A 21246-nucleotide genomic window follows, 5' to 3' on the forward strand; every position below is an offset into this window, starting at 1 on the left:
TTGAACACTAAAGAATACATATCATCCGGAATTATAGAATCTTATATTCTAGGCCATGCTTCTCCTGAAGAAGCAGGGATTTTGGAGTGTGTGATGAAGAATAATGCTGAAGTAAAAACAGCTTTTGAAGAAGCACAAAAAACTTTGGAAGATCTGGCGACAGCTCAGGCTGTAACACCTCCAAGTGATTTGAAATCAAAGATCTGGAATAAGATTCAGCAGGAACAGACTGTTGAAGAAGTATCTCCTTCCCTTCCTGCAGATCTCCCTGAAGTAAAAGGACGGACAGAAAATAATACAGACATAAAGGAGTATCAGAAAAATACGCCCTGGAAAACATATGCTATAGCGGCATCAGTATTATTCCTGGTAAGTGTTGGAGGAAATCTATTCTGGATGAATACTCAATCTGCCAATCAAAAAGAAATGGCTTTAATGATAGCGGATAAAAAGCAGCAGGATCAGGCTATGGAAAAAATGAACCGGAAGATTGATATGTTTTCCAATCCAGATATGCAGATGGTTATGCTGAAAGGGGTAGAAAAACATGCAGAGGCCAAAGCAATGGTTTTCTGGGATAAAAAAACAAAAGAAGTTTATCTGAATGCGGAAAAACTTCCTAAAGCCCCTGAAGGAATGCAGTATCAGCTTTGGGCAATAGAGGATGGGAAACCGGTGAATGCAGGAATGTACACCGAAGATAAAGACAGCAGGACTGCTTTGGCCAGTATTCCTAATGCGCAGGCTTTTGCCATTACACTTGAAAAAGCAGGTGGAAGTAATGTTCCTACTATGGAAAATATGTTTGTAATGGGGAAAATTTAGCCCCGTTTACACAAAAAAACAAGGCGGACACAATCAATCCGCCTCGTATCTCCCAAATAATTGAATATGAAAAAATATGAATGTCTATACCAGACAGGCCTTCAGCATCAGATCGTGAAGGTCTGTATTTTTAATAAACGGCTGTAAAAGTTCGTTTCCTGGACCATACGCAGCTACTTCCACATAATCTCCGGAATGATCCATGCTGATCCATCCTACAGAATTCCTGCTTTTCTGAATTTCTGAATATAATTTAAAAGGCAGTTTCTTATAATTATACAGTCCTTCTTCTTTTTCAAGACCATTGTAGAAGCTTAGCATATGCCTGGCCTCATCGTCATTCAGAGTAATCCTGTTGCTCTCATAGATCCAGTCTTTAATATCTTTTACCGAATAATCTTTGTGAATCCTGTTCAGAATGTATTCATTGGTGTATTTGTAATCGGAAATGCTGTTAAATTGCCTGGTTGCATCCGCTCCGTAAATAGTGCCCGGATTAGCATTCCCATGGTCTGTTGTGATAATCACTAGAGTATTTCCGTCTTTTTCAGCGAAATCCATAACTGTTTTTACTGCTTCATCAAATGCCAGCTGATCATGGATGAGCGCTGCCACATCATTGGCATGAGCAGACCAGTCTACTTTTCCGGCTTCTACCTGAAGGACAAAACCTTCGGGATGATCTTTCATCTGATTGATGGCTGTGTGGGTCATTTCAGCAAGAGTTGGCGTATTTTTATACTCCTGAAGATTCGCTCTGTCAACACTATATGGTAATGCTCCTGTACTGAAAATGCCTAATAATTTCTCTCCTTTTTTGATTTCTTTCAGATCATTTTGTGTTTTCAGAATCCGGTATCCTTTTTTGCTGTAAACAGAATAGAGATCTTTTTTATCGTCTCTTTTTGCAGGGTTGAAAAATTCGTCTCCACCTCCTAACAGTACATCGAGTTCAAGCCCGGCATACATTTCTGCAATTTGGGGTTCAGCATTTCTTTGGGAAGAATTTACACAAAATCCTGCGGGAGTAGCATGAGTAATGGTTACAGTAGTTACACAACCGGCTTTCTTTCCTGCTTTTTTATATTTTTGCCATATGGGAAGGTGTTTCTCTCCGTTAGCTCCCATATTCAACGTCCCGTTTTTTACTCTGATTCCGCCTCCAAAAGCTGAACTTGCCGCTGCAGAATCTGTAACAATAGAACTTGCTGAAGCGGTGTCCATCAAAGCACGGGTTACTTTTTGGTCATGATACAGATTAAGCCAGTTACTCCCTTTTCCTAAAATATTCCGTGAATACAGGTCTGCCATTGAAAGTGTTCCGAGGCTCATCCCATCACTTACCATAAAGATGATATTCTTCGCTTTTCCTTTATGGCGAAGTTCGGTATTCTTCCCGAAGCTCCAGAGATCAGATGGTGATAAGGTCAATAACCCTGAAAGCAGTGCAGATCCTTTTAGAAATTTTCTTCTGTCCATATTGTTTTTGAAATAATGCTGAAAGGTATTGTATTTAATTTTTTATCGTAACGTTGTTGCATTAATTAAAGGTTAATTTTAAATATGCTTTGGAAACGGATCCTCAAAGCTTAGTTTCTTATCGAATTGTTCCTTTTCTCTTTCATTAACAAGACATAGCTGAAGGTCTGCCAGCATTTGATCTTTATCCAGATTCTGCCCGATAAACACCAGTTCATTGATTCTGTCGCCCCAGTTTTTATCCCATCTGCTTTCTATAAACTTTTGGTTGTCTACAAATGAAGAATACTGCACCCTGTGATTCATAGGCATACTACTCCACCAAACTCCTGCTTTTTCAAGTCTGAAAGAACCTCCTGCCTGAGAAAAATTTAAAGCATCGTCAGGTCTTGAGGCCAGCCAGAACAAACCTTTAGCTCTGATGGCTCCTTCAGGATAATGATGATTCAGATATTCCCAAAGTCTCAAAGGATGGAAAGGCTTTTTATCTCTGAAAACCAATGAGCTTATCCCATACTCTTCAGTTTCCGGTGTGTGATGATCGGATTGTAATTCTTTTTGCCAGCCTGCTGAAGACTGTGCTTTGTCAAAATCAAAAAGCTTTGTATTTAAGATCTTTTGAGGATCAATTTTTCCAAATTCTGAATGGAGAAGAACAGCCTCCGGATTCAGTTTCTTTATGGCTGCTGTTAAAAAACCAAGGGTTTCAGTATTGATAAGATCTGTTTTGTTTAAGATAATCACGTTGGCAAATTCAATCTGGTCGGTCAGAAGATTGACAATCGTTCTGTAATCGCCTTCCATATCGGTAAGATCGCGATCCAGCAACATTTCATCAGAGCCAAAATCATTCATGAAATTGAAACAATCAACCACTGTCACCATTGTATCCACATAACTGAAACGGGACAGATCTATTCCACTTTCTTCATCAATATAAGTGAATGTTTGGGCAACAGGAATAGGTTCGCTGATTCCCGTACTTTCTATAAGGAGATAATCAAAACGGTTTTCATTCGCCAAACGTTCTACTTCTACCATAAGATCTTCACGAAGTGTACAGCAGATGCATCCGTTACTCATTTCAACAAGCTTTTCTTCTGTTCTGGAGAGGGTATTTTGATTTTCAATAAGTCTTGCATCAATATTAATTTCGCTCATATCATTCACTATGACCGCTACTTTTAAGCCTTGTTTATTGTGAAGAATATGATTCAGTAATGTTGTCTTTCCAGCTCCCAGAAAGCCGCTGAGTACCGTTACAGGAAGTTTCCTAGTCATGATTTTAATGTTTATGATTTTTAAAATTGATAAGATGGCCTGTAATCAAACCGGCAGCTCCCATATAGATCAGAGGAAGATGTACTTCAAACAGAAAATCTGCCAGTATAGAAATAAAAATAAGAGCCAGTGATACCCAGAATAGAAACTTCAGCCATTGCTTTTCTATTTTCTTCGTTATTCTGAATACTACAACAGCTCCAATGAAAAGGAAAACCAGATCAATATAAGGGTTATGGGATATTCCCAAGGGAACAATCAGTAATAATGGAAAGACGATACAATGAATCAGGCATAAAACAGCAGCGGAGATTCCTACAGCATCAAGAATTTTTGATTTCATAATAGTATGGATTAATTTTCTTATCGTAACTTTGTTGCAAAAGTAAAGATAAAAATTTAAATACCGCAACTTTGTTGCATTAAAAAATGAAACAAGTCAGAAATACTCACGCCAAAACTGAAATTTTAAACCTGATTAATGGTTCAGAGGTAGCCCTTACCCACTCTGATATTCAGAAGAAACTTGGAGATCTGTGCAATAGAGTAACCATTTACAGAGTTCTGGAAAGGCTTGAAAACGAAGGTGCTATACACAAGATCGTCAATATTGACGGTGTGGTGAATTTTGCAAAATGCAGTGGGAAATGTACCCATGAACAACATTTTCACAATCATGTTCATTTTAACTGTAAAGAATGTCATTCCGTTACGTGTATTGAAAACGCTATTCCGGAAATCAGTTTGCCGGAACATTTTATCGCACAGGAATATAATTTTATTATCAGCGGGATATGTCCTAAATGTGCTGATGCTTAAAAGTAAAAAGGCAGAAAAGCGAATATGCTGATCTGCCTTTTTTATGGAAATAGAAATTCTTTTATAAAGAAGAAATATAGACTTCTATTTTGGTTCCATCATAATTGAAGGTTCCGTCAGAATTCATTTTACCCAATACCCATTTCATATCCACAGGTACTGTCCATGCAGATCCTAATGAAAATCCATTAACAGATCTGATTTCGTTTCCGTTTCCCGTGGTAATCGCTGAATGAAAGAATGTCTTATCAATAAGTCTGTAAAAACCAATAGCTTTTCCTGCCGGAATGGGTGTATATCCATCCCATTTTTCTCCCGCCGGATAATTGAATAAGGTTAACCATTTCTGTCCTGCCGATTCTGCAAGCTGGGTAGGGCTTATCCTGGCACCACGCATATACAATGCATAGGCTACCACATCATGACATACTCCACTGTTGTATTTCGAAATGTTCTCTTCCCCTGAGAGAACCGCATGAGCAACAGGTGTTCTTTCAGATAGGGATAACTGAGCCTTCCTAGCTCCTTCCGGTGTTATAAATGACATATTATACTATTTTGTTTGGTGAAGTAAAGGTACGGCTTTAAAATTTAATCACTCCTGTTGGAAAATTGGTCTTTATTTTTTTATATTTTAAGTTTCGGCTGAAGCCATTCACAGGGTAAAATAATAAATAAGCGGTTTTTTAACTAGTCGTGGCCGGTAGTATTTCCGGCCACGACTAGGCCTGAGCCTATTTTAATAAAGATGTCTAACAATAATACATGCATTCATAGCTGAAAAGTTTCCCATCTTTAAAAGTAAAAATAAAAATCCCTGCATCTCCATTCTGAATATGATATTCGTGAGGAGAAGAAATCCAGCGTGTTGAAAGCAGATCACCAAAATGGTTAACAAAATCCTTTTCATTATAGTTGGAATCCATATGTTCATTTCCCAAAACTACAGCTTCACCGTTGTTGAAGGACATTTTGTATATACTTCCGGAGACTTTTCCTTTATATTCCTCAAAGGCTACAATCATATCAGATGTTCTGTAAAAATATTGAGGCTCCCAGCCGCATTCAGGGGTATCCGGAATGTCTTTAACCTTCTGCATCTCCAGCTTTTTCATCTGTGTCTCTGTGATTTTCCCATCAAAAAGTTCAGAATTCTTCCATAAGAAATGCATATTCAGGTCTTTTAGCTTTTTCTCATAAGCTTCTGTTCCGGTTTTTTTTGCAAATTGATCTGCCAGAAGAAGTTCAAAATCAATATCTATTTTTGTATTTTCTATCCCTGAATGAGATTCTTTCCAGTAGAGCAATGCCTGTTTAAGGTTTTTATCTTCAAGCCATGCAATTTCACGTAACCTTCCCACCTGAGCCAGTTCTTTTTCCTTATTTTTACCTTTCACTGCAAGATAATCTTTCAGAATTTTGTCGTAGGTAAGTTCATTACCCAGATATTTCATTTGAATATATTCAGGATTTTCATGAAAATGGTCACCAATATAGATCCATCCATCCTCATATAAAGGAACATAATCTATACAGACAAGTTCATTTAAAGCAGCTCTTCTTACCGGGACGCTTTCTGTAGTAGGGCCTTTTCGTACACGCAGTTCAGATACCTGTATATAAAAATGCGGACATTGATATCCTTCTGTTCCTCTATAAAAATACTGAGCAGGTTCACCAGCTGACTTTTTCCCATGCATGCTTTTTTGTAATGGCTGGCGGTCAATAAAACCAATATCACCGTTGCTTACCTGTACTTTGTATTGCGTTTGGGTAGAATCCAGAACGTAAACCGGAGCTTCAGTAGAAAATATTCCTAAAAGATCTTTATTTTTTCCACTTTCACGAAAGAGATGTCCCCATTCAGAAGTGTAAACAGGGCGTTGGCCGGGGCTTTGTGCCATGGTATTGTAAAAGCAGCACTGAATCATGCCGGCTGCCAGTAGTATCTTATTCAACATATTGTAATTGATATCCGTAAAAGCTTTAATGTCTTTTGCAGATAGGTTTATAATGACTTCTATGATTATTCCTTCAAAAATAATGAAAATTGAGGGTTTGTCCTAAAGTTGTTGTTATTCAGAATGGGTATAAATTCCATCCTATTCATCTGTTTTCATTGGGTAGCGTAAATAAAAATACTATTTTTATCGCCCAAAAAAGTAAAGATTAATTATGCCGACTGATGCTTCTCTCAAGCTGATTCCGATGACAACTTTCGTGCTGGAGTATTATTCACATGAAGGATATGCCGATCTTCAGATTTTGAATCTGATGAATAATTATGCCAATTTCTTAAAGAAGCGTTTGACTCTTGGAATGTTTGTCCCTGTAGACCGTAAAGGAAATATCCTGAAAGAACCTAAAAATTATACGGCATGGAAATCTCTTGACCATAATGATGGGAAAAGAACGGATGTTGCAGGTTTTGAAGAATATGCTGAATACCAGAAGGCTGAACAGAATTGTATGTTTGAAGGCTTTAAGGTAGATTATAATGGATATTCAAAAGTAAGAATCATTGCTTCATACGACCCTTCTATTGAATTGTCTTTTAATAAAAATGACCTGCTTCCTACAGGATTCAATGATGTAGAATCACTGACTGTTTTTGATGATATCTTTTTAACATCCAGTGCTTTAAAAGCGATTGGAATAAAATGGTAAAATATTATATAATGAAAACCACTTATCAGCGCTGATAAAGTTTTTTTTAAAATGTTATTGATTTTTTAATATATTTTCAAGTTCTGTTATAAAACCTTTCTGTGCAGCATTGATCCGTTTTTGTGCTTCTTCTGAAGAAAACCATTCCCATTGATCTACTTCCGGAACTTCTATTATTTTACCCGATTTGGGTGGCCATTCTAATGAAAAGGTATTGCTGTAAAGGTCAGAAGTCTCAATATCTCTTTTAAAGCCCAGGCATAAACGGTTTTTCCGCCTTTTTGTTGAACAGGTGATAATCCGATGAATTTTCCTTCTATTGTTTTACCCGTTTCTTCCTTAAATTCCTTCAATGCATGCTCCAACGGATCTTCATCAGGAAGAAACTCTCCTTTAGGAATAGACCATACCCCAAGATCTTTATTTCGCCAGAAAGGACCGCCGGGATGAACCAGAAAGTAATACAGACTGTATTTTTCTTTTTTAAACAGCAAAATCCCGGCACTCGTTTTCATAAGCTTAAAGGTTTCATTATTAAAGGTATGAAAATATATAAACCCGATGATCAATACGATAAACCTTTCTTTTTAAACTCAGAAGGTGACGTTTGCTTGTACGCTTTGAATATTTTATTGAAGTGGCTGGCATCATTGAAACCCAGCCTGTCAGCAATTTCACTGATGTTATAATGGCTTTGCAGTAAAAGCTTTTCAGCAGTTTTTATTTTATGCTGTATAATATGCTGTTGTATAGAGAAACCTGTCTGTTTTTTTATATAAATGCTGATGTAATTGGGAGAAAGCATAAATTCTTCAGCCAGGTTCTCAATTTTCATTTTATCAGCATCCAGAGCATTGACATTGATATAATACAGGATTCTCTCAATTCTGCTCACATTATGAGTGATCCAGCTCTTTGTAGTAGCATTTTGTATTGTATTTCGGATAAGAATAGTAATAATACTGCAAAAGAGGTCAGTAGTAATCTCTTTGGTATAGGTGTTTTTGTGACTGAACTCATACAGTAGAATCCTGGCAAGTTGTAACAGATGAATCCTATCTGTTTTACCTTTAATCACCGATTCATACACAAAAGAATGATCTTCCATGAGGAGCTGTACAACTTTCTGAAGTTCATTCTTTTTAGCAGACAGCAGGTTTTCCCAGATATACTGTTCTGTAAATTTTATATAAATGAATTTTGTTTTGCTTTTAATTGAAAATTCATGGCCATCACTTGGTCTGAGAAGAAAGACATCTCCCTTTTTATAAGAAAAAGTAATGTTATTGAGGTGATGAAATCCTTTTCCACTTTCTATAATGATCAGTTCATAAAAATTATGATTGTGATATTCAACGTCCCAGCTTTCCTTTTCAATGCTGAAAACATTAAAAGAGTTGAAATTAACGATTCGTTTCATAGCAGAATGGATTTTTACAAATTTACCATTAATTTTTACAATATATACTGATGGATTATTGATGAATTTTGCCTTATCAATACATTCAAAATGAAACATATAAAACAATCAGTATTGCTGCTTGCATCCACAATTGTTCTGATGTCCTTTTCTGATCATCATGATAGGGACACAACAGAAAAAAAGGAACAGCATGAAAAACAGACTCTGGCAAAAAAATACTGGCCGAATGAGGCTCAATTGGTTATTTCCATTTCTATGCAGTTTGAAACCGGCGGACAGCCGGAAGGCGCAGAAAGCCCTTTTAGTGGAACACCGTTACCAAAAGGACAGCCGGATCTTCCTGCAGAAAGCTGGTACCGTTACGGAGGAAATGAAGGCATTTACCGGATGCTGGATTTATGGAAAAAATATGACATTAAAGTTACTTCTCATGTGGTAGGAACTGCTGCTGAAAAGTATCCTGAAGTTGCTAAAGCTATTGCCAACGGAGGTCATGAGATTGCAGCTCATGGCTTTACCTGGGATAATCAGTGGAATAAGAGCTATGCTGATGAACTGAATTTTGTAAAACAAGGCGTAGAGGTCGTTGAAAAAATTACAGGGCAGAAAGCTGTTGGCTATAACGCTAACTGGCTGAGAAGAAGCCCGAATACTCTTAAAGTATTACAGGATCTTGGTTTTCTGTATCATATTGATGATTTAAGCCATGATGAACCTTTCATTACCAAAGTAAAAGGAAAAAACTTTGTAGTCATTCCTTATACGCTTCGCAACAATGATATTGTCAATATTGAAGGCAAACACTGGAGTCCCGATCAGTTTTTGGCCCAGCTGAAATTTGAATTTGACCGTCTGTATGAAGAAGGAGCTTCAAAGAGAAGAATGATGAGTATCAGTTTTCATGACAGAATAGGCGGAACCCCTGCAATGGTGCATGCCATGGAGGAATTTATTCAATATACCCAACAAAAACAGGGAGTCGTTTTTATGAGAAAAGATGACATCGCTAAAATGGTGATGAACGATCCCGGTACTCCGGTTGACAACAGCGAAGAAAAGTTTAATAAGTAAGGAGGCTGGAGGCTGGAAGAAGGAGGTTATTGAAGTCTGCAAAGTATTTTTACGACCAATATAACTTCCCTCCTCCAGCTTCCCTCTTCCAACTAAAAAATTACCTTTATGAATAATACAAAAACAGCCTATTTTTTCCTTCGTGTATCGATGGGAATCAACTTTTTGGGACACGGATTGGTTCGTCTCGTAAAACTACAGGATTTTGCATCAGGAATGATGAAAGGTTTTGAAACAAGCTGGCTTCCACAGCCATTGGTTCATCTTTTTGGTGTCGTTCTCCCCTTTCTCGAATTTACAATCGGTCTTCTGTTGATAATGGGTTTTAAAACCCGTATTGCCGCCATTGCCGGAGCTTCTCTGATTATTTTGTTACTTTTTGGAAGCAGTACCGTTGAAAACTGGGAAGCAATGGGTATTCAGATGATCTATGCAGGTTTGTTCTATATTCTGATCAGCAGAATTGATGATAATTACCTGGCTTCGGACAGGAAATGGTAAAAAGAAAATGGCTTATAAAGCTCGGAAAATAAGGAAGTAAAAGAATAAAGAGGACATAAATGATTCGGAAACTTTTGCCTTTACTTTACTGAGTACAGTGACCACTGATTTTTTATCTGACTGGAGGATATGGAGCGATGTACAGTTTCCCTGATAATATTACCTTACAGACTATAAACATCTTATATAAAAACATTCAAATAAAAAACGCAAAGTTTTAATGGTTTCAGATTTTTACTAAAAATGAGTAATGATAGTGTCAATACACTGCATCATTAATATCTCCCCAGATGCCTCAAAATAAAGTAAAACATTAAAATCTTTGCGTTAAAAAAAACACGTTTTTTACGAAGCTTGATTATAATCGGTTTATTATGATAAAATTGATTTTATTATGGTAATAAGGCTCATCAGGATCACTACTATTCCTACCACAACAAACATTTTCTTTGTTGGAAGTTTTGCCGTAAGCATGGCAGAAAACGGAGCGGTAAAAACACCACCCAGCAAAAGCCCCAAAACAATATTCCAGTGATGGATTCCTATTGTGAAGATGAATGTAATGGCACTGGTTACCGTCAATAAAAACTTGGCAACGGTAGAACTTCCTACTACATAACGGGGAATTCTTCCCTCTTTGATCAGTGTACCGGTTACCAATGGTCCCCATCCGCCACCTGCAAAAGAATCTATAAAACCACCTGTCAGTCCCAATACTCTGAGATTGGTTCTTTTTTTGGATTTACCCTGTGCTGACTTTTTATCTTTGAATGCGTTTCTTAAAATATTAATACCAAGATACAAGGTGTAGCAGGCAATAACAGGTTTTACAATATGAGCATAATGTTCGCCGTAATGAGACAGTGTTAAAGCACCTATGACAGAGCCTACAATAGCCAGCGGGAACAGCACCCATACCATTTTCTTATTGACATTTCCCAGTTTGTAATGACTGAAGCTTCCGGCGGCAGTAGTAAAAGACTCTGCAGAGTGAATACTGGCACTCACAACAGGAGGTGGAACATTCAATAATAAAAGTATTGTAGTACATATCACTCCATAACCCATTCCCATGGATCCGGCGACAATTTCTGCCATAAAACCGGCAAACAGCATCCAGTAAAAAATATGGCCGTCCTTATTCAGAAAATACTGAATATCATCTGCAAGATCAAATTGGTACACCAAAAGTCCAAATAACCCCAAAAGAAGTAAAACTCCAATAATGGCAAGATAAATATTAGCTTTTCTCTGGGCTGTTTTGGTAATATTGATCAGTTTTTCTATTTCCATATCAGGTTTTGAAGAAACCTTTCCATCAGACAGGTATTCTGTAGTAATTTTGTTGAGTTCTTTCACCTTATAATTGAAATCTCCGGTGAGCTGATTGCGGATATGCTGCATATTGTCCAACACATGATCCATTTCATCAGGAATAACTTCTGTAAAGGTTTCCCTTAATCTTTTAGCAATAGTCGGGGATTTTCCATTGGTGGAAATGGCTATTTTAAGGCTTCCTTTTTTAACAATGGATCCTAAATAAAAGTCACAAAGATCAGGTTTATCAGCAACATTCACCAATATACTTTTTTTCTGGGCTTTTTCTCTGATTTCCCCAGCCAGTTCAATATCATTTACCGCAATAATGGCAAGATCTGTATCATTGAAATCATCATCATCATAGGCTCTTTCATGAAGGGTTATATTGGAAAACTGATTTTGTAAGGTTCTGACCTCAGGGATAATCTCTTTCGCTACCAGTTTGATAGAAGTTTCCGGTGAATTACCCAAAACAGATTCCAGTTTTTCAAGGGCAACCTTGCCACCGCCAATGATCAGCAGTGAAAGGTTTTCAAGTTTTAAAAATATGGGATATAAAGAATTGCTCATCCTGATTACAGTTTTAAGTCATAAGTAAAAGCGAGATAATACAGTCCTCCGATTTCAGGACCTGCGGCATACTGGAAATAACGGCGGTTTAATAGATTCGTTGCTCCAATCTTAATATTCGCATGAATTTCAGGTAGTTTCCATGTTGCCTGGGCATCAATGGTGTAATAGGCAGGGATTTCTCCCGATGCCAAAGGACTTTCCCACATAAAACTGCTCTGCCATCTTGCTACAAGGGTAAATCCTATATTTTTAACAATCTCTCTGTTTCCTACACTTACATTCACCATCCATTTCGGGGTGTTGAAAGCGGTGATAAAAAGATCTGAAGTATTGCTGGAAGCAAGATCATTATAGGAAACATTGGTATTGATATTATAATTTCCTGTAATATTATAACGAATCCCTAAAGATGTTCCATAGCTTTTGTAGGTACTGTTGCTGTTCGTATAAACCCTATATCTGTCCTGCTTGCTTCTGTCGAGCATCGCAAGAACAGCGGTATTGCTTCCTACCTGACTGTTTTTTGGAACTGCCACTTCTACCTGACCAAGGAATCCTTCATAAATATTGTAATAGAAATCCCAGTCCAGCACCAGTTTATTATTAAAAAAAGTAGACTTATACCCTATTTCAAATGAATTGATCTTTTCCGGCTGTAACTTCTGCAGATTGGCTACGGTTAAAAGCTGTTTATTATCCTGAGCCGCCTGAACCTGTGTTTTTCCTGCATCTACATCTGCATTTACTGCTGAGGTGAATTTATCAATGGAAGCCAGCGTATAGGAATTTTCCAGATAACCTAATCCGTCATTTACTTTTGAAAGACCTCCCACTCTTCTTACATTTCCGTTGTTGACGAATGAAAGAGCTTCAAATAACGAAGGAAAACGATATCCGTTTTGAAAAGAAGCTCTGAAGTTATGCTGCTTTACAGGAGAATAGACCACACTTATTCTTGGATTCAGTTTAGCTTCAAATTCCGGGTTTCTGTCGATCCGTAAAGCGGCATTGATTTTTAATTTATCATCAAAGAAAAGTCTGGTAATCTGTGCAAAAGCTCCATATTTCTGATAAATAACATCTTTCCCGAAGGTGCCGTTGGCTAAAGGGATATTTCTTTCATTGACCGGACGATTGAAATCAACAAAATTATTTCCATCCGGAGTAATGCTGTACAAACGGTAGTCTACACCAGCGAGAAGGTTGAAAATCTTCACAAACCTGCTGAAATCGTAGGTAAGTTCCCCCTGATAAAAACGGGATTTCTGTTCAAGTTTTGCTCCTCCTGTTGCCGGAGCTCCTGCTACTCCTCCATTGGCTGAATCCCAGTTATTAATTCCGATAATGGTATTTTTTAATTGCTCAAAGGCTGCCGTTCCCGGTACAACTCTGTTTTTATCTGCTTGCTGACGAGCCAGGATAAATGCATCGTTAAGATTGGCTCCTCCATTTAAATTGTTCTGAAGTGCGGTCTGAAATATATTTTTCCAGTTGGTATTGGAAAGGTTCGTCAGATCAAGATTATCTGCCAAAGGTTTTAGATTATAAGAATCTCCTGTATTTTCTATGGATACATAAGCTCTGAAGGTCAGTTCTTTTCCTGTCAATTCTACTTTATGGTTCTGAACCGTGGCATTTTGCAAACGGATTTTATTTCCTCTCTGGAAAGTTCCATCCAGTAAGCCATAGCGGTACACGTAAGAAGTTCTCCACTGATCTCCGAAACGGTAATATAATCCTGCATCAAACTTGATATTTTTCACATCAGGACTCACCAGATCTTTCTCCAGATATCCTGTCCTCGAAACGTTGAATGTAGTAGGTTTCCCATTGTAATCTACTTTTACGGCTACACGATTATTTCTTTCATCACCGTATTTATTCCAAAGGTCTTCCGCCGGATTATTGACGAGTGTAAAATTGGGATTGGCTGTAACTAGTGATCCCGGATTCTGATCGGTCAGGTTATTAGAGATCCAGTCTGTTCCGCTGAAATAGGAAGCATTCACCTTAACGGCAAAGTTTTTATTGATCACTTTTGCAAAGCGGATCGCACTTTCTCCCAGAGCACTTATTTTATGATTAACGTTGTCTACATGATTCACTCCGCCACGGAAATAAACACTTATTCCCTCAGACGTAAACGGATCTTTGGTCTGTAAGCTTGCCAGTCCGTTGATGGCATTCATTCCGTACAACGCTGAAGCCGCTCCCGGAGTGACTTCCATCGACTGGATATCCAGTTCCGTAGGTCCTATGGCGTTTCCCAATGGTACACCCAACGTTGCCGACTGTACATCTACCCCGTCCACCAGCTGCATAAACCTGAAATTATTAGGCGAATTGAAACCTCTCGAATTAGGAATCTTTAAAGTAAGACTTGAGGTTAAAAGCTGTAACCCCTTTACATTTTCCAATGTTTCATAGAATGAAGCTGCCGGACTTTCCCTGATGGTTTTGATATCAATTTTTTCAATGGCTATCGGTGATCTTAATATCTTTTCCGGAACTCTGGATGCAGAGATCACTACGTCATCAATAATGGTATTCTGAGGGTTAAGTCCTACTGTTATTTTATTGGAAGGTGAAAGTATTTCAACGGTTTGACCTGTGAATCCATCTTTCTGAATTACCACCCGGAACGGAATGGTAACTCTTGTTCTGAGCTTAAAGTTACCTGCCTGATCCGTTAATGCGGTATCCTGCGTGTTTTCGATCTGTACTTTTACAGAATCGAGACCTTTGTATGTACCTGTATTTTTGATGCTTCCGCTAAGCTCTATGAGTTGCTGCTGTGCTTCCGCCAGGTTAAAAAATAGAAATGTAAATGCGATAATGCCTGCTTTAGGTAGAAAATTTCCCTGCTTTTTGTTTTTCATTTTTTCTTCATTTTTTAGGTTGAGAATGAAGCTGTCTGAATTTTTACTTCTATGATGAAAGTCTTATATGCTGTATAATATTATCATTGAAGGGCTTAGAATTCCCCTCCTTTGGAGGGGTGGTGAAAATTCAAAGAATTTTTGACGGGGTGGTTTAAGCCATTAATATTATTGCTGAGGTTGTTTCACCTTCGGTTCGCAATGACAGTCTGGTAAAGTTTCATAATAATTCAAAAAACTTCAAACAGCTTAGATTGTATTGTTATTTAAGAATCAACAACACATACACATTCGTCTCCCTAAATGAAGAGGTTGAGTTTTTTTGTTTTTTTTCAGATCATAATGAAAAGTAGCCATATAATTAATTTAAAGTGTGTAAGTAACGGTATGAAAAATCGCCAAATGTTTCTTCTGCCAGCCTTTTCTGTACATAAATCCCGAAAAGCTCATCCAGCGTGGAAAGAATTTCTTCTTCACCAATATTTTCTTTAAATTTTGTATTCAATCGCATTCCCAGACGGTCTCCTCCGATGTGAAGGTTATATTTTCCATAAGCTGTCCCCACAAATCCGATTTCAGCATTGGGAGATCTTCCGCAGCCATTAGGACAGCCGGTCATACGGATGGTAATATCTTCTTCCAACAGACCATATTTTTCAAGAATAGGTTCTATTTTCGTGACCAGAGAAGGCAGATAACGCTGAGCTTCCGCTAAAGCCAGTGAACAGGTATTCAGGGCAACACATGCAACAGAATTTTTACGTAAGGCACTTGCGTTGTTGGTATGTTCTGAAATTCCGTGTTCTTCTAAAATGTTTTCAATTTCGGGTTTATCTTTTTCATCAATGTCAGCCAGGATAAGATTCTGGTTACAGGTAAAACGGAAATTGGCTTTACCCGTCTGTGCGATTTTTAACAACCCTGATTTTAAAGGGTATTCCGCTGTATTAAGGATTCTTCCGTGCTCTACAAATACGGTATAAAACCATTTTCCTTCATGATTCTGAATCCAGCCGTAGCGGTCTTTTCTTTGTGTAAAATTAAATTCTCTGGCAGGTTCAAAGCTGAAGCCTGTTCTTTTTTCTACTTCAGCCCTATACTGGTCGATACCCAATTTATCAATTGTGTATTTTAATCTTGATAATTTTCGGTCGCTTCTGTTTCCAAAATCCCTTTGTACTGTGATGATTTCATAGACAGCTTTCAATACTTTTTCTTCGGTATCTACAAATCCAAGGATGGATGCAAGACGTGCGTAGGTAGCTTCATTTCCGTGAGTTGCTCCTAATCCTCCTCCGGCAGCGATATTGTACCCTACAATTCTATCATTTTCGATAATCGTAATTAAGGCAATATCATTGATGAATACATCCACATCATTATTGGGCGGAACAGCAATTCCTATTTTCAGTTTTCTAGGAAGATATCTGTCCTGATACAGAGGATCTTCCTCTGCTTTACGGTCTACCAGAAGTTCATCATCAATCCAGATGTCATAATAAGATTTCGTTTTAGGAAGGCACATTTCACTGATTTTTCCTGCCAGTTCATAAGCTTCCTTGTGCAAAGGTGATTCAGAAGGGTTAGCAGTACAGGTTACATTCCTGTTGACATCCCCACAAGCCGCAATTGAATCCAGATGCTGAAGATTGAAGCTCTGAATGGTAGGTCTTAAATGAGATTTTAAAATACCATGAAGCTGAATGGTTTGTCTTGTCGTTACTTTTATAGTTCCGGTAGAATGATCTTCAGCGGTTTCATTCAATCCTACCCATTGTTCCGGAGTTAAAAAACCACCGGGAAGCCTAAGCCTGATCATGTAAGAATACAGCCATTCCAGCTTTTTGGAGACACGCTCTTCCCTGCGGTCTCTGTCGTCCTGCTGGTACATTCCATGAAATTTGATCAGCGTCTGGTCATCTTCCCTTATGGCTCCGGTAAATTGATCAGCAAGGCTTTCTTTTAAAGTTCCTCTGAGTCCGTTACTGCCGGTTTTAATTTTTTCTACCGGTGAAAGGTTCTCTTTATTGTTGTTCATAATTGTTTCCTTTAATTTTTTACGGGTACTTATTTTTAATACACATCTTTAGCATATCTGCCGCTCAGTTCCATTTCTTCCAGATAGTTAACGGCCTCTTCTTTGCTGCGTTTTCCTTCATTTTGAATAATGGTAAGAAGCGTTTGTTCTACATCGTAGGCCATTGGCTCTTTAGCACCACATACATACACAGATGCTCCGCCTTCCAGCCAGTAAAAAACTTCCTGAGCTTTTTGTTCCAGTCTGTGCTGAACGTACACTTTTTCATTGGTATCTCTGGAAAAAGCAAGATCTAAATGGGTTAAGCTGCCTGTTTTAAGAAAATCCTGCAGTTCTGCCTGGTAAAGAAAATCGGATACAAAATTCCTGTCTCCGAAAAACAGCCAGTTTCTTCCTTGTGCTCCTGTAGCATCACGCTCCCAAAGGAATGATCTGAAAGGCGCAATCCCTGTTCCCGGACCAATCATAATGATATCTTTATCCGCTTCCGGCAGTTTGAAATGTCCTGCTTCCTGAATATAAAATTCCACTTCTTCTCCTTCTTTGAATTCACTCAGAAAACCGCTGCATAACCCGTTATGTTTCCGATGGTCAATAAAGAACTCCGATTTGGCAACCGTAATATGAATTTCTGTGTCACCATGAGCTTCCGGAGAAGAAGAAACTGAGTAAAGACGTGGTGCCTGAGCGGTTAATATCTGTATGATTTCTTCAAACTCATCGGCATTTTTCACCGGATAAATCCTAAGCAGATCAAGAAGGCTTAATCTAACTTCTGGAATAGAATGTCCCGTTATTTTTGCATATTGAGCTACTACGGATTTAAGCAAATGGCTGATGTTAAGATTTTTATTTAACAATTCTTCAACTGAAGCTGTAACCTTAGATGTTTGTATCTGTTTCTGAGGATCAATTCCTGTCAGCGTAATAATTTCGTCCACTATTTCTTTAGAATTGAATGGAATCACTCCTAAAGCTGCACCAGGTTGATATGTAAGAGCTTCTTCTGTTTCAATTTCAATATGATAGGTTTCTTTTGCAGACGTAATATCATTGAGATTGATGATGGCTGAAACTTTTCCCTGATATTTCTTTCTTCCGGTCGAAACTTTTTGAGCTGAAACATTTTTTGTACTCTGACCTACATTTTTATTAACCGTTTCAAATATATGTTCTATCCAGTGGGAAGCTTCCTGCTCATAATCAATATCACATTTCTTTAACGGAATGAGACGCTGAGCTCCCAATATTTCAAAACGCGAATCTACATCTTCTCCGGTTTGGCAGAACAAAGGATAACTGCTGTCTCCCAAGGCCAGAACTCCGTATTTAAGTCCGCAGAGATTAATTTCATTCTCATGAATATAATCGTAGAACTTTTTGGCCAGCGCTGGCGGCTCTCCTTCTCCCTGAGTGCTGATGACTACGAAAAAGAACTCTTCTTTTGCCAGATCTTTGGGTTTATATTGTGAAAGATCAGCCAGCTTTACCTGCAATCCTTTTTTCTTAACGATACCAGCAAGGGCTGTAGCTAACTTTTTACTGTTTCCGGTTTCCGTACCATAAGCCAGCGTTATTTTTTTTGCAGCATTCTGTGCAATACTGTTCGTTTGCTGTGGTGGCAGTACCGCGGTCAATGAAACACCTCCGGCAATACCCGCAAGATATCCGCTTGCCCAGATGGCTTCTTCTCTGGAGAGGTCTCCGGAGATTTGTTTTAATACATTTAATTTAGTTTCAGACAGCATATTCAAAGAAATTTTGAGTTGTTGGTTTTAAACTTCCGTTTTCCACTGATTTAAAATAAAGGCCTTCCTGCTCGGCATTTTCAAGCCATGAAAATTCTTCATGCAGATTGACAATTTTGCCAACCACAACCAAAGAAGGAGATGCAAAGGTTTTATCTCCGAATTTTTCGTTAAAATCATCAAATGATGAAGTGTATACCTTTTGGAAAGGTGTTGTAGCCTGTTCAATGACTGCAATTTTTTTATCACCAGAAATCTGAAGTGCTTTCAGCTTTTCCACAAGAGGAGTAAGATTTCCTTTAGACATATAGAAAACAAGGGTATCATTGGTGAGAGCAAGTTCTTTCCAATACTCTTCAGTTACAATCTCTGATTTATAATAGGTCAGAAAACGTACGGATGTAGAATATCCTCTTGCCGTTAAGGGCATTCCTGCAAAGGCTGCTGCTCCTAAAGCCGCTGTAATTCCCGGAATAATTTCGTAAGGAATATGATTTTGTTTTAAAGCCTGCAGTTCATCAAGAATATTGGAGAATATGGAAACATCTCCCCCTTTGAGTCTTACAATGGTTTTATTCTGAAGGGCATATTCCACCATCAAAGTATTGATATGAGATTGAGGGGTAGAAGCATTTTTACTGCATTCTTTACCTACATAGATAATTTCTGTGTCTTTATTAACGTAGGTTTCCAGAATCTCGGGGCTTACAAGGCGGTCACATAAAACGACATCAGCTTCTGCGATTGCTTTTACTGCTTTTACAGTGATCAGTTCAGGGTTGCCGGGCCCTGCACCGATAAGGTAAACCTTTGGTGATTTTATATTTGTTTTCATTGAAGTAGGTGTTAGTTAGGGAGTTAGAAGAGTCCTTCTACAGACAGGTATCTTTCTCCGGTATCGTAATTGATGGTAAGGATTTTAGCGTTAGGTGGTATTTGCGGTAAATGTTTGGCGATGGCTGCTAAAGAGGCTCCAGTAGAAACTCCGACAAAAAGGCCTTCTTTTTTAGCTGCCTTAAGCGCGTATTCATAAGCTTCTTCCTTTCCTACTGTGATCACTCCATCTAAAAGGGTAATATCCAGGATAGAAGGTACAAAGCCTGCTCCCAATCCCTGTAATGGATGTGGCGCGGGGCTTCCTCCGCTTAAAACAGGGGATAATTCCGGTTCTACGGCGAAAACTTTTACGTTTGGATATTTTTCTTTAACCACTTTTGCAATTCCGGTGATATGTCCTCCGGTTCCTACTCCGGTAATGATATAATCCAAGCCGTCCGGGAAGTCTTTTAGAATTTCCTGAGCGGTGGTTTCTACATGTACTTTTACATTGGCAGGATTGTCAAACTGTCTTGGAATCCATGAATTGGGTGTTTCTTCAGCCAGTTCATTAGCTTTTTCAATAGCACCTTTCATCCCTTTTTCTCTTGGAGTTAATACGAATTCTGCACCGTAAGCTTCCATGATTTTGCGGCGTTCTATACTCATGCTTTCCGGCATGACAAGAATGAGTTTGTATCCTTTTACGGCAGCTACCAAAGCAAGACCTATTCCCGTATTTCCGCTTGTAGGTTCTATAATGACGCTGTCCTTATTTAATAATCCTTTGGCTTCTGCATCTTCAATCATTGCTAGTCCAATTCTGTCTTTAATGCTTCCGCCCGGATTGCTTTTTTCAAGTTTGATCCAGATTTCATGATCTGAACTGAAGAGTTTATTAATTTTCACGACGGGTGTATTTCCAATCGTTTCTAATGCATTCTGAAACTTCATATCTATCTATTTTTATTTTTTAAATTACAAAGGTTAAAGATTCCGGTAAAGAACTATTATCCTTTATTTTTATTTCACTTTTATGGTAGACCAGAGAATTGGCGGGAACATCCTGTGTTACCCAGACATTTCCTCCTATGATACTTTCTCTGCCTATGGTGGTTTCGCCTCCCAGAATGGTAGCTCCCGAATAGATAATCACATCATCTTCAATATTGGGATGTCTTTTCTGATGGGCTTTTTCTTTGGAAACATTCAATGCTCCGAGGGTTACTCCCTGATAGATTTTGACATTGTTCCCGATTATTGTAGTTTCTCCGATCACAATTCCTGTTCCGTGATCAATGAAAAAAGACTTTCCAATGGTGGCTCCCGGATGTATATCAATTCCGGTTTTACTGTGGGCATATTCTGAAATAACCCGTGGTAAAATTTTCACTTCCTGAATCCAGAGCTGATGCGAAATACGGTAGACATAAGTCGCAAAAAAGCCGGGATATGCCAGGTATACTTCTTCCATAGAATCGGCGGCAGGATCAAATTCCAGAATAGATTTTGCATCCAGCACCAGCTGGTCATACAGTTCCGGCAAAGCTTCATAAAACTTACCTACCTGTTTTTCAGTAAGGATTTTATCTCCTGTTACGATATTAATCAGATCATAAAGTGTTTTCTGAATGGCTTCAAAATTTTTTTTCAGCTGATCTTCAGTATTGTCACTCTGAGGAAGGAAAAGTGTTTCATACAAATCCTTTACCCATTTTTTTGTCTTTATTTTATCAAAGAATCCATGAATATTATTTTGTTTGGTCTGATGAATTCTTTGAATTAATTGATCGGAAATTGCCATTT

General features: G+C 38.2%; 19 protein-coding genes. 5 read left to right on the top strand and 14 right to left on the bottom strand.

From position 1 onward, the window contains the following. Positions 1–825, top strand: a complete 825-nt coding sequence (locus tag ACODR7_RS17190; RefSeq protein ID WP_488840915.1) for an anti-sigma factor — start codon at positions 1–3, stop codon at positions 823–825. Between the two features lie 84 nt (positions 826–909). On the opposite strand, the gene ACODR7_RS17195 is transcribed toward ACODR7_RS17190, so the two are convergent. From ACODR7_RS17195 to ACODR7_RS17205, 3 genes are all read right to left on the bottom strand, one after another. Continuing rightward, positions 910–2304 carry an alkaline phosphatase gene (locus ACODR7_RS17195; RefSeq protein WP_488840917.1) on the bottom strand — a complete coding sequence of 465 codons (1395 nt, stop codon included), beginning with the start codon at positions 2302–2304 and terminating at the stop codon, positions 910–912. 78 nt (positions 2305–2382) lie between these two features. Next, positions 2383–3585 (bottom strand): GTP-binding protein, encoded by a 1203-nt coding sequence (locus ACODR7_RS17200; RefSeq protein ID WP_488840919.1) that lies wholly within the window; start codon positions 3583–3585, stop codon positions 2383–2385. Positions 3586–3589: 4 nt separating this feature from the next. Next, positions 3590–3928, bottom strand: a complete 339-nt coding sequence (locus tag ACODR7_RS17205; RefSeq protein ID WP_076594704.1) for a MerC domain-containing protein — start codon at positions 3926–3928, stop codon at positions 3590–3592. Between the two features lie 86 nt (positions 3929–4014). Between ACODR7_RS17205 and ACODR7_RS17210 the strand changes: the two genes are divergently transcribed. Next, entirely contained in the window at positions 4015–4404 is a 390-nt protein-coding gene (locus tag ACODR7_RS17210) for a Fur family transcriptional regulator (protein WP_488840922.1), read from the top strand. Between the two features lie 61 nt (positions 4405–4465). Here ACODR7_RS17210 and ACODR7_RS17215 read toward each other — a convergent pair whose 3' ends face one another. Together ACODR7_RS17215 and ACODR7_RS17220 are read right to left on the bottom strand one after the other, a co-directional pair. Then, on the bottom strand, positions 4466–4951 hold the full coding sequence (locus ACODR7_RS17215; RefSeq protein ID WP_488840924.1) for a hypothetical protein: 486 nt from the start codon (positions 4949–4951) through the stop codon (positions 4466–4468). Between the two features lie 205 nt (positions 4952–5156). After that, a complete protein-coding gene (locus tag ACODR7_RS17220) occupies positions 5157–6365 on the bottom strand; it encodes a hypothetical protein (RefSeq protein WP_488840926.1) in 1209 nt (402 codons plus the stop codon). 214 nt (positions 6366–6579) lie between these two features. Between ACODR7_RS17220 and ACODR7_RS17225 the strand changes: the two genes are divergently transcribed. Beyond that, positions 6580–7071 (top strand): hypothetical protein, encoded by a 492-nt coding sequence (locus ACODR7_RS17225; protein ID WP_488840928.1) that lies wholly within the window; start codon positions 6580–6582, stop codon positions 7069–7071. Positions 7072–7271: 200 nt separating this feature from the next. On the opposite strand, the gene ACODR7_RS17230 is transcribed toward ACODR7_RS17225, so the two are convergent. Then, complete coding sequence (locus ACODR7_RS17230; protein WP_488840930.1) at positions 7272–7586, bottom strand: NUDIX domain-containing protein; 315 nt, start codon at positions 7584–7586, stop codon at positions 7272–7274. Between the two features lie 50 nt (positions 7587–7636). Continuing rightward, complete coding sequence (locus ACODR7_RS17235) at positions 7637–8491, bottom strand: AraC family transcriptional regulator (protein WP_488840932.1); 855 nt, start codon at positions 8489–8491, stop codon at positions 7637–7639. Positions 8492–8581: 90 nt separating this feature from the next. Between ACODR7_RS17235 and ACODR7_RS17240 the strand changes: the two genes are divergently transcribed. After that, entirely contained in the window at positions 8582–9565 is a 984-nt protein-coding gene (locus ACODR7_RS17240; RefSeq protein ID WP_488840934.1) for a polysaccharide deacetylase family protein, read from the top strand. A 108-nt stretch (positions 9566–9673) separates the two neighbouring features. Beyond that, complete coding sequence (locus tag ACODR7_RS17245; protein ID WP_488840936.1) at positions 9674–10066, top strand: DoxX family protein; 393 nt, start codon at positions 9674–9676, stop codon at positions 10064–10066. Positions 10067–10438: 372 nt separating this feature from the next. Here the strand turns inward: ACODR7_RS17245 and ACODR7_RS17250 are convergent, their stop codons facing one another. The 7 genes from ACODR7_RS17250 to epsC form a co-directional block, all read right to left on the bottom strand. After that, positions 10439–11956: a TSUP family transporter gene (locus tag ACODR7_RS17250; protein ID WP_488840938.1), complete on the bottom strand. Its 1518-nt coding sequence runs from the start codon at positions 11954–11956 to the stop codon at positions 10439–10441. A gap of 5 nt (positions 11957–11961) precedes the next feature. Then, complete coding sequence (locus ACODR7_RS17255; RefSeq protein WP_488840940.1) at positions 11962–14838, bottom strand: TonB-dependent receptor; 2877 nt, start codon at positions 14836–14838, stop codon at positions 11962–11964. A gap of 361 nt (positions 14839–15199) precedes the next feature. Beyond that, positions 15200–16876 carry an NADPH-dependent assimilatory sulfite reductase hemoprotein subunit gene (locus ACODR7_RS17260; protein WP_488840942.1) on the bottom strand — a complete coding sequence of 559 codons (1677 nt, stop codon included), beginning with the start codon at positions 16874–16876 and terminating at the stop codon, positions 15200–15202. 35 nt (positions 16877–16911) lie between these two features. Beyond that, positions 16912–18624 carry a diflavin oxidoreductase gene (locus ACODR7_RS17265; RefSeq protein ID WP_488840944.1) on the bottom strand — a complete coding sequence of 571 codons (1713 nt, stop codon included), beginning with the start codon at positions 18622–18624 and terminating at the stop codon, positions 16912–16914. Continuing rightward, positions 18614–19459: a uroporphyrinogen-III C-methyltransferase gene (gene cobA, locus ACODR7_RS17270; RefSeq protein WP_488840946.1), complete on the bottom strand. Its 846-nt coding sequence runs from the start codon at positions 19457–19459 to the stop codon at positions 18614–18616. Before cobA ends, ACODR7_RS17265 begins: the two co-directional genes overlap by 11 nt. Positions 19460–19482: 23 nt before the next feature. After that, positions 19483–20394 carry a cysteine synthase A gene (gene cysK, locus ACODR7_RS17275; protein ID WP_076594721.1) on the bottom strand — a complete coding sequence of 304 codons (912 nt, stop codon included), beginning with the start codon at positions 20392–20394 and terminating at the stop codon, positions 19483–19485. 19 nt (positions 20395–20413) lie between these two features. Further along, complete coding sequence (epsC, locus tag ACODR7_RS17280) at positions 20414–21244, bottom strand: serine O-acetyltransferase EpsC (protein WP_488840948.1); 831 nt, start codon at positions 21242–21244, stop codon at positions 20414–20416. Positions 21245–21246 lie beyond the last annotated feature (2 nt).

Source organism: Chryseobacterium sp. FG46, from assembly GCF_057809135.1.